The sequence below is a fragment of the Oxalobacteraceae bacterium OTU3CAMAD1 genome, assembly GCA_024123915.1.
Classification (GTDB): domain Bacteria; phylum Pseudomonadota; class Gammaproteobacteria; order Burkholderiales; family Burkholderiaceae_D; genus Rugamonas.
On record CP099650.1, the window covers coordinates 5,996,099 to 6,008,690 of the forward strand.

The following is a 12,592-nucleotide window of genomic DNA, read 5'->3' on the forward strand; positions in this document are numbered from 1 at the left end:
TACGGTTAGAAATTATTGAGCACGGTGCCGACGACGTGCACGCGCGCCTCGCCCAGCGCGCCGATCAGGTCGTGCACGTGGTTGACGTGGGAAGCGTCCTGGCGGGTGACCACCAGCGCGGCGCCGGCGCGGCCCGACACCATCTGCGCGTCCGAGCATTCGCTGCCGGCCGGGGTGTCGATCAGGATCACGTCGAACTGCGGCGCCAGTTCGCGCAGCAGCTTGCCCAGCGCCGGACGGCCCAGCAGCTCGGACGGGTTCGGCGGCGGCGCGCCGGCCGTCAGCACCGACAGGTCCAGCAGCGCCGGCACCCGTTGCACCGCCTCGACGCCGTTGCGGTCCGACAGCACCGACGACAGGCCGACCCGGTTCTCCAGGCCGAACAGCGCGTGCTGGCTCGGATGGCGCATGTCGGCATCGATCAGCAAGGTGCGTTGGCCCTGCTGCGAGAACACCACGGCCAGGTTGGCGGCCAGGAAGCTGCGTCCGTCGCCGCGCTCGGCGCCGGTGATGGCCAGCGCGCGGCGCTCGTCGCCGGTCTCGAACCAGCGCCACATCAGCTGGTTGCGCAGCGCCCGCAGCGATTCGACGCGGGCGGTGAACGGCTCATAGGCGGCCACCACGGTCTCGCTGATGGCGCTCTCGCCGCGCAGCAGGTAGGGGTAGTCGTACTGGCGCGACAGCGCGAACTCGATGTCGGCCGTGCTGAGCACGCCCAAGGCCAGCGCGGCGTCGCCGAAGCGCACGTTGTGCTCGACTTGGTGGCGCATCACCTTCTCGGCGTCGGCCACCGACAGGCGCCCCTGTTTGATCAGGATGGCGCCGATCGAGCGGTCCGGCACGGACGCCGTTGACGGCTTCTCGCGCAACTCCGGCGCCGGGTAGGATGGGACGGTATTCGAATTCATGTGGATGCTCCGTGTAAGTCGGTGTGCCCGGTGGCGGGTCGGGTCATTGCTGCAGCTGCGCCATCGGCGCGGCCGGACGGTTGCGCAGCACGCGTTTGGACACGCGCGGCGTGGCGATCACGCCCAGCACCGGCAGGCCGAAGGCGTCGGCCATGTGGGACGCCGAGCGCACCCGCTGGTCGAGCAGCTCGAGCAGCAGCACGGCGCCGCCGCCGAGGATGGTGCCGATCACCAGGGACAGGGCGATGTTGAGCAGCAGGCGCGGCGAGGCTGGCGCGGTCGGCACGTTGGCGGTCGACAGCACGGCGATGTCGGACTGCTTGGACTGGCCCTCGAGGTTGGTGGCGTTGTAGCGCTGCATGGCCGACTCGTACGAGCGGCGGGCGTTGTCGGCTTCGTTGCTGAGCACGACGAACTCGTCGCGCGCGCCGTTCATCTCCAGCACGCGCGCCTTCTGCGCGGTCAGCGCGGCGCGCAGTTCGGCCTCGCGCTGCTTGTAGATGGTGCTGGTGCCGGCCACGCCGCTCGAGGCGATGCGGATCTGGTCGTTCAGGCTCGAGCGCAGTTTGTCGACCTCGGACTTGGCCGACATGTACTGCGGGTGGTTCGGCGCGAGGCGCTGGGCGGTGTCGGCCAGCTTGGCCTCGGCCAGCGCCAGGCTCGACTTCAGTCCCTGGATCAGGCTGTTGTTGAGCACGTCGGGCGAGCCCTCGGCGCCGCCGCTGGCCTGGCGCGAGCGCGATTGCGCCTCCATCGACTGGTTCTGGGCCTGCACCAGTTGGCTCGACAGTTCGTTCAGGCGCGCCATCTCGACGTCGACGCGGGTGTCGGCGTTGTAGATGTTGTTGTCCTTCTGGTACTTCGACAGGCGGCTCTGGGCCACTTCGTACTGCTCGCGCAGCAGCTTGATCTGGGTGTTGATGAAGCCGGAGGCCTGCTGCGCCGGGTCGGTCTTCAGTTGCACGCTGAACTGCATGTAGGCGTCGGCGAAGGCGTTGGCGACGGCGGCGACGAACTTCGGATCGGCGCCCTGGAAGTTAATCGTCAGCACGCTCGAGTCGCGCGACGGCTCGATCTCGACCTTGGCCAGCAACAGGTTGGCCAGCCATTCCTTGATGGTGATGTCGGCGCTGCCCTTGGTGGCGTCGGCGAACTGCTGCTGCACGGCCGGGCTCTCGGCCAGGCGCAGGTTGTCGACCACCTTGAGCGCGACGCTCTTGCTGCGGATGATGTCGGCCTGGGTGATGACGTAGCCGGCCATCATCTGCACGGGCAGGCTCATGCCGGTGACCGGATCGACGCCCTTGGTGTTGAGCACCAGCGCGGTGCTGGCCTTGTAGACCTTGGGCAGCATCAGGCTGATGACGACGGTGGCGGCGACCGTCACCGCCAGGATCATCAATACGATCTTGTAGCGGGCGCGCAGCGCCAGGAGCAAATGGGTGAAATTCATGGTTGTCTTCTCAAAATGGTCGATCGATCGCAAACGCGCCGGAGGCCGGCCTGGCGGCCGGCGCTATCAGAACAGGCTCTCGCGCACGTACAGCACGTCGTCGTTCTGCACCAGATCGTCGTACTTGGCTTCGAGGATCTGCAGCTTGCCTTCGGCGTCGCGGCGCTTGATGCGCAGGCCGCGCTCGGTGCCGCGCGGGGTCAGGCCGCCGCCGGCGGCGAGCGCCTGCAGCACCGTCATCGAGCGTTCGATGCGCAGCATGCCAGGACGCTGCACTTCGCCGTAGATGTAGAAGCGCGGCGCGCGCTCGACGTAGACGACGTCGTTGCCGCTCAGTTCGAGGTCCGTCTTCATGTTGCTCGTGCGCACCAGTTCGGCGACGTCGATGACGTCCTTGGTGGTGGTGCCGTTGCGCGTACGCAGCACGGTGACGGTGTCGCCGCCGTCGACGCTGACGCCGCCGGCCAGCGCCAGCACGTCGAGCACGCTACGGCTGCCGTCCAGCGGATAGCGGCCCGGGCGGCCCACCTGGCCCAGCACCGACACCTGCTGGCTTTGCAGCAAGGTGACGATCATGTTCACCTGCGGGTTCTTGACGAAGCCGCCCGACACCAGCAGCTGGGCGATCTTCTTTTCGGCCGCCGCCGTCGGCAGGCCGGCCACGGCCACCTGGCCCACCAGCGGGAAGGTGATGAAGCCCGACGAGCTCACGCGCGTCTCGGTGGTCAGGTCGGGGTTGTTGTAGACCGAGATCTTGACCACGTCGCCGGTGCCGAGCAGCAGCTCGGCCGCGCCGGCCGTGCCCAGGGTCAGCGCCAGCAGCGACGCCATCATCCAAAATACGATTCGTTTCATAATATGTTCTCCGTGTGGTGCGGTGTGGATGGGCGGCCCCGGAGGGCCGCCGCGTTATTTCAGTCCGGCCACGCCGCGGGCGTGGGCGTCTTCCTGCCCGGCCGGTGCGGCGGCGGCCGGCGCGGCCGGGGCTGCGCCCGGCGTGCCCGGCGCGGCCGGCTGGTCGGCCTTGTTGACGTACTCGATCTTGGTGGCCGCGCGCAGGCGCGCCAGTTCGGCCGCGGCGGCCTCCTTGCCGCGGGTGTTCATCAGGTACTGCTCGATCTGCGGCGTCGACGCGGCCAGCTCGACCGGCGTGTCGCGCACGTCGGTGATGGTGACGACGGTGCTGCGCTCGCCCTCGCGGATGATGAACAGCTGGCCTTTGGGCAGCGACAGCAGCTTGTCGCCCAGCGCCGGCGCCAGGTCGGCGTAGCTGCGCGAGATCTGGTTGCGGGCGTACTTGACGTTGTTGCGGTCGAGCAAGGCGGCCACGTCCTCGAGCGACTTGGCCGCGTCGATGTCCTTCTTGAGCGCGTCGGTCAGGTCGGCCGTCGGCAGCACCAGCTGGCGCATGTCGATCGTCTTACGCTGGGAGAACAGCGCCGGATGCTTGTCGAAGTAGTCCTTGACCTCTTCCTTGGTCGGCTTGGCCGGCGTGCCGACCTTCTTCTGCAGGTAGGCCTGGGCCAGGATCAGCGACTTGGCGCGCTCGATCGCCTGCACCACCTTGGGATCGCGGTCGGTCTTGTCCTTCATGGCCTCGTTGATGAGCAGCTGGCGGTCGACCAGCGACGCCAGGATCTGCGGACGGGCCTGCTGTTGCTGGGCGCCCGGCACGCCGGAGCGCGCCAGTTCCTCGTTCAGCTGCAGCGCGGTGATTTCCTCGCTGCCGACCTGGACCAGGGCCTGGCCGGACTTGGTGTCGCTTTTGCCGCAGGCGGCCAAACCGGCCACCAGCAACAGCGCCAACGCGCCGCCGCCGACCCGGCGCAGACCGTGGCGTCGCGCGACGCCGTCAAATTTTGTATGGTTCAAGATAGTCTTCCTCAGTCACTTGTGGCGGCGGTCAAGGGCTGCGACCGGCGTGGGGGGCAAAGTATGCGTTCCGCTCAAACGATTGTCAATATTATAAAGGCTATGCATTAAATGCAACCTCCAACCCGGATTCTCGCACAAATATCGCAATGCAGCATTTCAATTCGGCGTCCTCCGCGATAAGCCGTGGTCAATGGGCGTTTTCCCGCTTGGCCACCACTAGCACGGTGCGCACGATGATCCATAAATCGAGCCACAGCGACCAGTTGCGCAGATAGTCCAGATCGTACTCGATGCGCGCCTCCATCTTGTCGAGCGTCTCGGTCTCGCCGCGCAGGCCGTTGACCTGGGCCCAGCCGGTGATGCCCGGCTTGACCTTGTGGCGCAACATATAGCCCTTGATCAGCTTGCGGTACTGCTCGTTGTGCGCGACCGCGTGCGGGCGCGGCCCGACGATGCTCATGCGTCCCTGCAGCACGTTGAAGAACTGCGGCAACTCGTCGAGCGAGCTGCGGCGCAGGAAGCCGCCCACCCGGGTGATGCGGCTGTCGCCCTTCTTGGCCTGCACCACCTTGTCGCCGTTCTCGGTCACCGTCATCGAGCGGAACTTGTAGACGATGATCTCCTCCCCGTTGAGGCCGTAACGGCGCTGCGGGAAGATGACCGGTCCGGGCGAGGACAGCTTGACGGCCACGGCGATCACCAGCATCACCGGGATCAGCATGATCTGGATCGCCAGCGCCAGCACGATGTCGCTGCAGCGCTTGATGATGCTGTTGACGCCGGTGAACGGCGACTCGCGGATGCCGATCACCGGCATGCCGCCGACGCTGCCGAAGCGCGCCTGCATCAGGTCGAACACATAGATGTCGGGCAGGAAGTAGACCGAGGCGGTGGTGTCCTCGAGCTCGTCGAGCAGCTGGCGGATGCGCGGCTGGGCCGAGATCGGCTGGCTGATGAAGATCATCTTGATCTGGTGCTGGCGCACATAGGCGGCGATGTCGGACATCTTGCCCAGCATCGGGTGGGCCACGCCGTCGACCCGGCGCTCCGGGCCGCGGTCGTCGAAGTAGCCGTGCACATTCATGAGCAGGTTGGGCAGGCGGCCGATGGTGGCGGCGAACTTGACGCTGACGTCGTTGGCGCCGACGATCACCACCGAACTCAGCTGCCCGCGGCGCGGGTCGGCGCCCAGCCGGTGCGCCGCCAGGTGGGCCAGCAGCATGGCCACCGGCGTGGCCACCATCCACACCAGCACCACGGTGCGGTCGTAGTGCGGCACCATGCCGCTGGCGTAGCCGATCAAGGTCAGCAGCACCACCGTCAACAGCCAGCCCAGCACCAGGTCGCGCGCGGCGGCCCAGCGTCCGCCGGTGTGCCAGCTACGGTAGGGGTCGATGTATTTATAGACCGACGAGGCGACGAAGAAGGCGATGATGGTCAGCACCAGCGAATAGCCGGTGAAACTGGCGCCCAGCACGACCGTGCACAGATACAACATCCCCATGATAATCAGGGGATCGACCACACGTTCGAAAAAGGTAATCAGGGGACTTTCGTTGACCGTCATGACCTTAGAACTCTACGCTGGCGTTGAAAGAGATGCCTTTGGCGCGGAAGCTCGACGTGCGCGCCGCCGCGCTGCCGTCGCGGCGGGTGGCGAAGCCGTTCAGGCTCAGCGCCACCTGGCGCGCCACCTGGTAGGTCCCGCCGACCGAGGCGGTGCGCGACTCGTCGCTCAGGCCGGTCAAGTTGGTTACCCCGCTGAGCGGCTCGAAATCGCGCTTCTCGTTTTTCAACTGGCCGTTGAAGCTCAGCTTGGACGTCGGCGTCCACTTGAAGCCGACGCTCTGGCCGGTGCTCAGCGCGCTGTTGACGACGGTGCCCTCGGCGGCGCCGAACTCGCGCCACAGCATGGCGTTGAACTGGGTTTGCGCCAGCACCGCCCAGTTGACGATCAGGCGGCCGTTGACGCCGCTGTCGTCGCGCACGGACTCGGTGTCGTGGCGCCGTTTCACCCAGCCGCCCAGGAAGATGACCTGCGTCACGCCGCTGGCGAGCCAGGTGACGTTGACCTTGATCTCGTCCTGCTTGTAGCCGTTGTCGATGACGGCACCGGTGATCGGGTTGGTGCCCAGGTTGTCGTAGTCGCCCTTGAGCTGGCGCGCCACCAGGCCGAACGTGCTGCCGCTGCTGGCGATATAGTCGAAGCCCGCCTCGGTGGCCTTCTCGGTGCGGTTGTTATAGGCTTGCGACGCCGTGTCGAAGCCGAAGCGCTCGCTGGTGTAGCCGGCGTGGACCTGCCACGACGGATGGAACAGCCAGTTGCCGTCGACATAGCGCCGGTTGTCGGTGCGCAGGTTGCGCTGGCTGCTGCTGTTGTTGAAGTCGGCGAACGAGGCCAGCGACTCGCTGTACTTGATACCGGCGTGGCCGCTGAACTGATTGCCCACGCGCCACAGCCATTCGGCGGCGGCGTCCTTGCCGGTATAGTCGAGCGCGGTGTTCTTGTTGAACGCGACCTTGCTCGCGCTGGCCGACGCCGTGACCACCTGGCGCCCGATCGGGCGCTCCGCCCGGAAGCCGGCCACCAGGGTGGTGTAGGTGTCGGAGCCGCCCGCGTCTTTGTCGCGGGTATTGTCGGCGCGCAGCAAATTGTCGTCGTAGGAGTAGCCCGCCGAGACATAGGGTTGGATGGTGTCGCTGATCTGGGCGCGCGCCGCAGGGGCGAACAGGCCGCTGATAATCAGGGGCAACGCGATGAGTTTCCCGGCGCCGGGTGCGCGCCTTACGCCCACAGTGCCGTCCGCGTCGACAGGGAAAACAACCAGGATGTTCTTGTATGCGATCTCAACATTTTTGCTCTTAGTCCTAGAGAGTGTACGCCTGGGCGGCGTACCGTGGGTTACCCTGTAAAGCAGCCTCGTCCGGCACGCCGGAAGCCCGGCCGTGACGGCGACCCCGAATCATATCACCGTGACAACAAGACTTCCACACATTACATTTTCGACAGCGGCCGTGGGGAGCCGACGCCGTAAAATTATATTTGAAGCAACCCCGGGTGTCTATACCGCACCGCAACATTTTTTCATCCCGGGGGAGCTTATCGCTGGCGCGCCTCGATCTCTTCCCACTTTTCCAGCGCCGCCAGCAGTTCGGCCTCGATCTGCTCGACGCGGGCGTTGACCCGTTTGGCCTCGGCGGCGTTTTTCTTGTAGAAATCCGGGTCCGACAGCTGCAGCGCCAGCGCGCTTTGCTCGTCCTCGAGCGCGGCGATCAGCTTGGGCAGCTCGTCGAGCTCGCGCTGTTCCTTGAAGCTGAGCTTTTTGGCCTTGGCGGCCGGGGCGGCCATCGTCGAGACCGGCTCGGCCGCCTTGACGGCGGCGGCCGGCTTGGCCTTGGGCGCGGCAGCGACCGTGTCGCGCACCCGCTCCCAGTCGCTGTAGCCGCCGACGAACTCGCGCCACTGGCCCTGCCCCTCGGCGACGATGACCTGGGTGACGACGTTGTCGAGGAAGGTGCGGTCGTGGCTGACCAGGAACACGGTGCCGGTGTATTCCTCGAGCAACTCCTCGAGCAGCTCCAAGGTGTCGATGTCCAGGTCGTTGGTCGGTTCGTCGAGCACCAGGCAGTTGGCCGGCTTGGCGAACAGGCGCGCCAGCAGCAGGCGGTTGCGCTCGCCGCCGGAGAGCGACTTGACGGGCGAGCGCGAGCGCTCCGGGGAGAACAGGAAGTCGTTCAGGTAGCTCATCGAGTGCTTGCGCTGGCCGTTGACCTCGACCCAGTCGCTGCCCGGCGAGATGGTGTCGATCAGGCTGGCCTCCTCGTTGAGCTGGGTGCGCATCTGGTCGAAGTACGCCACCTGCAGCTTGGTGCCCAGGCGGGCGCTGCCGTTGTCCGGCGCCAATTCGCCCAGGATCATCTTGAGCAGGGTGGTCTTGCCGGCGCCGTTGGCGCCGATCAGGCCGACCTTGTCGCCGCGCAGGATGGTGCCGGTGAAGTTGTCGACGATGACACGGTCGCCGAAGCGCTTGCTGACGTTTTCCAGCTCGGCGACGATCTTGCCCGAGCGTTCGCCCGAGCCGACCTCCAGCTTGACCTGGCCCTGCTGCTCGCGGCGCGCCGAGCGCTGCAGGCGCAGCGCCTCGAGGCGGCGCACGCGGCCCTCGTCACGCACGCGGCGCGCCTTGACGCCCTTGCGTATCCACACCTCCTCCTGCGCCAGGAACTTGTCGAACTTGGCGTTTTCCACCTCCTCGTTCTCCAGCTGCTCGGCCTTGCGGGTTTGGTAGGTGGTGAAGTTGCCCGGGTAGGACAGCAGGCGGCCCCGGTCGAGTTCGATGATGCGGGTGGCGACGTTGTCCAGGAAGGAGCGGTCGTGGGTGATGAACAGCACGCTGCCCTTGAAGTCGCGCAGCAGGCCCTCGAGCCACAGGATGGAGCTGAAATCGAGGTGATTGGTCGGTTCGTCGAGCAGCAGCACATCCGGCGCCGACACCAGCGCGCGCGCCAGCGCCACGCGCTTTTGCATGCCGCCCGAGAGCGTCTTCATCAGCATGTCGCCGGTCAGGTTCAGCTTGTCGAGCACGGTTTCGACCTTGTTCGACAGGTTCCACGCGTCGCCGGCGTCGAGCTTGACCTGGATGTCGTGCATGCGCTCCATGACGGCGTCGTCGTTGCCCTGGCCGAACTGGCCGGTCAGTGCGTCGTACTCCTTGAGCAGCGCCGGCAGCTCGCCCATGCCGGCGGCCACGGCGTCGTGCACCGTCATCTCCGGATCGAACGCCGGTTCCTGCTCGACATAGGCGATCTGGATGTTTTGTTGCATCACCAGCAAGCCGTCGTCGAGCTTGAAGCGGCCCGAGATCACCTTCAGCAGCGACGACTTGCCGGTGCCGTTGCGGCCGATCAGGCCGACGCGCTCGCCGGCCTCCAAAGAAAATTCCGCGTGGTCGAGCAGCGCGACGTGTCCGAACGCGAGTTGCGCCGAAGAAAGAGAGATGACAGCCATAGTGAGTAGAGTGTGTTGGCGACGCGCCGCGTAAGGGCAAGTCGTCGTTGGGATGGAAGAAACGTGCATTGTACCGACAGTGGCGCTCCAGGTGCCAGAATCCTTCGTCGCCGACGCCAAAGCCCGCCCCGCCGCCGCGCCGCTTGGGCTATAATGCGCTCGCCCGTAGCGTCCTCCCCGTAGCACAATGGATAGTGCACATGCCTCCTAAGCGTGGGATACTGGTTCGATTCCAGTCGGGGGGACCACCGGCTCCCCTACCCTCGTCCCATGCCCTCGTCCCGCGCCCCTTCCCGCACCCTTTCCCCTGCCCGGCGCCCTCGCCCGAACCGCCGTCCTTGCGCCAACCAGATGTTCTTACGCAACAATTTTTTCGATATGGAATCGACAACGCCCATGCGGCGCTGCGACATTTTTTACCTATGAAAATTCCCCCGGCGCACCCCGCATAGCCGCCCGGCACTGTAAATTTTGCGTAAAAGAAATTCACAAACCCGATTTGATGCCCTATAATAAGTTTCATAAAAGCACAAATTGCTCACGGTCAGTTACAGCCTTCATATAAATTCGAGGACTGTACATGAGATTTAGCCCTACCCGACTGCGCGCCCTGCTCGCGTCAACCTGCATCATCGGCGCAGCGATGTCGTCGTTCCCGTTCACGGCCCAGGCCCAAAACACCTATGATTCCCCCACCGGATGGGGCAATTACAATCGGATGTTCTCGGTGGATTCACCTTGGAACACCCGTCCGCTCAAACCCAAGCTCGGCACGTTCGAGCTGCGCAAGCCCGTCTTCAATCCCGGCTGGATTCCGGCCGTCGGCGGCGGCGACTACTCGCTGACGGTCTTCAAGGCCACGGCCAACGACAAGCCCGTGACCGTGCACAACGTGCCCGATCCGGACTCGGCCAAAACCCGCAACATCGTGCTGCCGCATTGGCCGGCCGGGGTGACGGCCGCCAGCGGCAGCGACGGCCACGCCGACATCGTCGACACGCAAACCGGCATCGTCCACTCGTTCTTCCAGCTCAAGTATGTGGGCGGAAAATGGACCGCCACCATGTACTCGTGGTCGCGCCTGGACGGCAGGGGCTGGGGCGACGCCGTCCACTGGAGCCAGGGGGCGCGGGCGTCGGGCGTGCCGGCGTCGGGCGGCTTGATCCGCAAGCACGAGATCGACGATGGCGCCGAACTCTACCGGCACGTGCTGGCCATGGCGCTGCCGAGCCAGTCGCTGGCGAACGGCATCGGTCAGCCGACCTACGTGTATCCGGCCACGACGGCCGACACCACGGCCTATTCCAACACCGGGGCGATCCCGCTGGGGACACGCATCATGCTGCCGGCCTGGTTCGACCACACCACGATCACCAACCCGGCGCTGCGCAAGATCGCCAACACCCTCAAGATCTACGGCGCCTTCGTGGTCGACCGCACCTACGACACGGCCTACAGCATCTATGTGGAGAACGGCGCCAAGTTCACGCTCATGCCCAACGGCTGGGACACCCGGGTGGTGGCCGACCTGGAGCGCATGCGTTCGGCGTTGCGCCCGGTGGTGTGGTCCGAAACCTGGGTGAACGGCGCCGGCAAGCCGCTCGCGAACGTTGAAAAACCGGGCGTGTTATCGATGCGCGGCGACTGGCAGGTGCAGGGCGGCGGCGTCGGACCGGGCAGCTTCGATACCTGGCAACAGGCGTTGACCTTCCCCTACACCGAGAAGAAGCTGAGCCAGATCAACTACAGCACCGGGGCCAGCCACGTCAGCTGGGCCAAGCTCAAGACCGGCGAGATGATGCGCTTCACGTCGGTGGCCAGCGGCGGCGCCACGATCCGCTTGCAAGTACGTGTGGGCAATGCGCTGTACTTCGACAGCAGCTACCTGGGCGACGGATCGTCGGCGACCTTCGCCTGGCCGAATTCGTCGCTGGGCAAGATCTCGGTGGTCTTGCTGGCCGACAGCGGTGTCTACACCGCGTCCAAGGTGCGCGGCGTGCTCACCAACAACTAAGGTGTATCGGCGGCGCGGACCTGAGCGCGCCGCCCGCCCGCCGCCGCGGCGGTGGGCAAATCCGAGCGCCAGCGCGCGCACGGCCGCTCGACGAAGACATGCACCAGATACGCGAAGAGCAAGCTGCAGCCGAACGCGGCCAGCGCGACCACCACTTGTTGCTGGAACAACGAGGCGCCGACTTTGAGAAAGAAAAAGTGGCTCAGATAAAAGGTGTAGGACAGCTTGCCCATCACTACCACCGGCCGCCAGTTCAGCGGCGCGAACACCGGCCACGCCGGATGGCGCACCGCCAGCCAGAAAATCGGCAGGAAGGCCAACCCTTGCAGCGTGTAGCGCAGCGTTTCGCGGAAGCCGGCGTCGCGCGCCAGCAGGCAAAATATCAATAACGACACCGCCGCGCCCAGCGCCGCCACCTTGACGCCGGCGCCCAGGCGCGCGCCGGCGTTGTCGAGCGCGGGGTTGCAGCACACCCCCATCACGCAACCGAACAGGATGCTGTCGATCCGCGTGTCGCTGGCCAGGTAGGTGCGCTCGACCGGTGCGTGCAAGCCGTACACCAGCACGCAGCGCCACAGCAGCACGGCCAACGCCAGCGCCAACAGTATCCTGGCCACGTGCGCGTAACGCCAGCGGCGCAGGCAGACCATCAGCAACAGCGGAAACAACAGATAAAAGTGCTCCTCGACCGCCAGCGACCAGAAGATGCCGGTGCCGTAGACGAGTCCCGGCAACCCCGAGGCGATCATATAGTAGTTGGTGACCTGCAAACTTTGCGCCAGCACACCGGGCCAGGTGGCCGTGTGGGGCACCACGCCCAGCAAGCCCAGGCCCAGGATCAGCAGCAGCACCAGATACATCGGCGGCAAAATCCGGTAGGCCCGGCGCAGGTAGAACAACTTGAAGTCGATGCCGCCGGTGGCGGCATATTCCCGCCGCAGCAAGGTCGTGATCAGATAGCCGCTGAGGAAGAAAAACGCCGTCACGCCCAGGCCGCCGGGCACCACGTCACCCCAGCCGGCATGCCCGAAAAAGACCAGGATGGCGGCGGCGGCGCGTATGCCGTCGAGCGATGCCAGATGAAATTTATCGGACGGCTGCATAAAGCCTTTCAACGGAATCTCACTGCCCTGCCGGCCACGGCGGCCAGGCGCCGGAAATCAATATTCTACACGGCATACATTTCTGATCAAATTCCGTTCCACACAACAATATCTGTTGCATCCAAAATATTTTTCTACTTACATCGCCTAGCTGCCGAACCACGCCATCAAAATATGCGGTATCATCGCCCGATAAATGCCAATAAAATAACAGGCATTAAAAAATAATAA

9 protein-coding genes and 1 tRNA gene are annotated in these 12,592 nt (G+C 65.4%); 2 read left to right on the forward strand and 8 right to left on the reverse strand.

All coding sequences use genetic code 11. The features are described from left to right. Window positions 1-5: 5 nt before the first annotated feature. The 7 genes from epsG to NHH88_25575 all read right to left on the reverse strand — a co-directional run bounded on the left by epsG (window position 6) and on the right by NHH88_25575 (window position 9,244). A complete protein-coding gene (epsG, locus tag NHH88_25545) occupies window positions 6-908 on the reverse strand; it encodes a chain length determinant protein tyrosine kinase EpsG (GenBank protein USX12997.1) in 903 nt (300 codons plus the stop codon). 43 nt (window positions 909-951) lie between these two features. Further along, window positions 952-2,361 (reverse strand): chain length determinant protein EpsF, encoded by a 1,410-nt coding sequence (gene epsF / locus NHH88_25550; protein ID USX12998.1) that lies wholly within the window; start codon window positions 2,359-2,361, stop codon window positions 952-954. Window positions 2,362-2,427: 66 nt separating this feature from the next. Then, window positions 2,428-3,216 carry a polysaccharide export protein EpsE gene (gene epsE, locus NHH88_25555; protein ID USX12999.1) on the reverse strand — a complete coding sequence of 263 codons (789 nt, stop codon included), beginning with the start codon at window positions 3,214-3,216 and terminating at the stop codon, window positions 2,428-2,430. A 54-nt stretch (window positions 3,217-3,270) separates the two neighbouring features. Beyond that, window positions 3,271-4,233: an EpsD family peptidyl-prolyl cis-trans isomerase gene (locus tag NHH88_25560; protein ID USX13000.1), complete on the reverse strand. Its 963-nt coding sequence runs from the start codon at window positions 4,231-4,233 to the stop codon at window positions 3,271-3,273. Between the two features lie 190 nt (window positions 4,234-4,423). Next, window positions 4,424-5,803, reverse strand: coding sequence for an undecaprenyl-phosphate glucose phosphotransferase (locus tag NHH88_25565; protein USX13001.1), 1,380 nt, complete (start codon window positions 5,801-5,803; stop codon window positions 4,424-4,426). 4 nt (window positions 5,804-5,807) lie between these two features. Further along, window positions 5,808-6,989: an outer membrane beta-barrel protein gene (locus tag NHH88_25570; protein USX13002.1), complete on the reverse strand. Its 1,182-nt coding sequence runs from the start codon at window positions 6,987-6,989 to the stop codon at window positions 5,808-5,810. 347 nt (window positions 6,990-7,336) lie between these two features. Continuing rightward, window positions 7,337-9,244, reverse strand: a complete 1,908-nt coding sequence (locus NHH88_25575) for an ATP-binding cassette domain-containing protein (GenBank protein ID USX13003.1) — start codon at window positions 9,242-9,244, stop codon at window positions 7,337-7,339. Window positions 9,245-9,417: 173 nt separating this feature from the next. Between NHH88_25575 and NHH88_25580 the strand changes: the two genes are divergently transcribed. Next, window positions 9,418-9,492, forward strand: a tRNA-Arg gene (locus NHH88_25580). A gap of 332 nt (window positions 9,493-9,824) precedes the next feature. After that, window positions 9,825-11,258, forward strand: a complete 1,434-nt coding sequence (locus NHH88_25585; GenBank protein ID USX13004.1) for an Atrophin-1 multi-domain protein — start codon at window positions 9,825-9,827, stop codon at window positions 11,256-11,258. Here the strand turns inward: NHH88_25585 and NHH88_25590 are convergent. After that, on the reverse strand, window positions 11,255-12,361 hold the full coding sequence (locus NHH88_25590) for an acyltransferase (GenBank protein ID USX13005.1): 1,107 nt from the start codon (window positions 12,359-12,361) through the stop codon (window positions 11,255-11,257). The genes NHH88_25585 and NHH88_25590 overlap by 4 nt on opposite strands. Window positions 12,362-12,592: the final 231 nt, after the last annotated feature.

Coding starts and splice junctions, on each gene's coding strand:
- epsE (USX12999.1), bottom strand. CDS start 3,216: ATGAAACGAATCGTATTTTGGATGATGGCGTCGCTGCTGGCGCTGACC.
- NHH88_25585 (USX13004.1), top strand. CDS start 9,825: ATGAGATTTAGCCCTACCCGACTGCGCGCCCTGCTCGCGTCAACCTGC.
- NHH88_25565 (USX13001.1), bottom strand. CDS start 5,803: ATGACGGTCAACGAAAGTCCCCTGATTACCTTTTTCGAACGTGTGGTC.
- NHH88_25575 (USX13003.1), bottom strand. CDS start 9,244: ATGGCTGTCATCTCTCTTTCTTCGGCGCAACTCGCGTTCGGACACGTC.
- epsG (USX12997.1), bottom strand. CDS start 908: ATGAATTCGAATACCGTCCCATCCTACCCGGCGCCGGAGTTGCGCGAG.
- NHH88_25590 (USX13005.1), bottom strand. CDS start 12,361: ATGCAGCCGTCCGATAAATTTCATCTGGCATCGCTCGACGGCATACGC.
- epsF (USX12998.1), bottom strand. CDS start 2,361: ATGAATTTCACCCATTTGCTCCTGGCGCTGCGCGCCCGCTACAAGATC.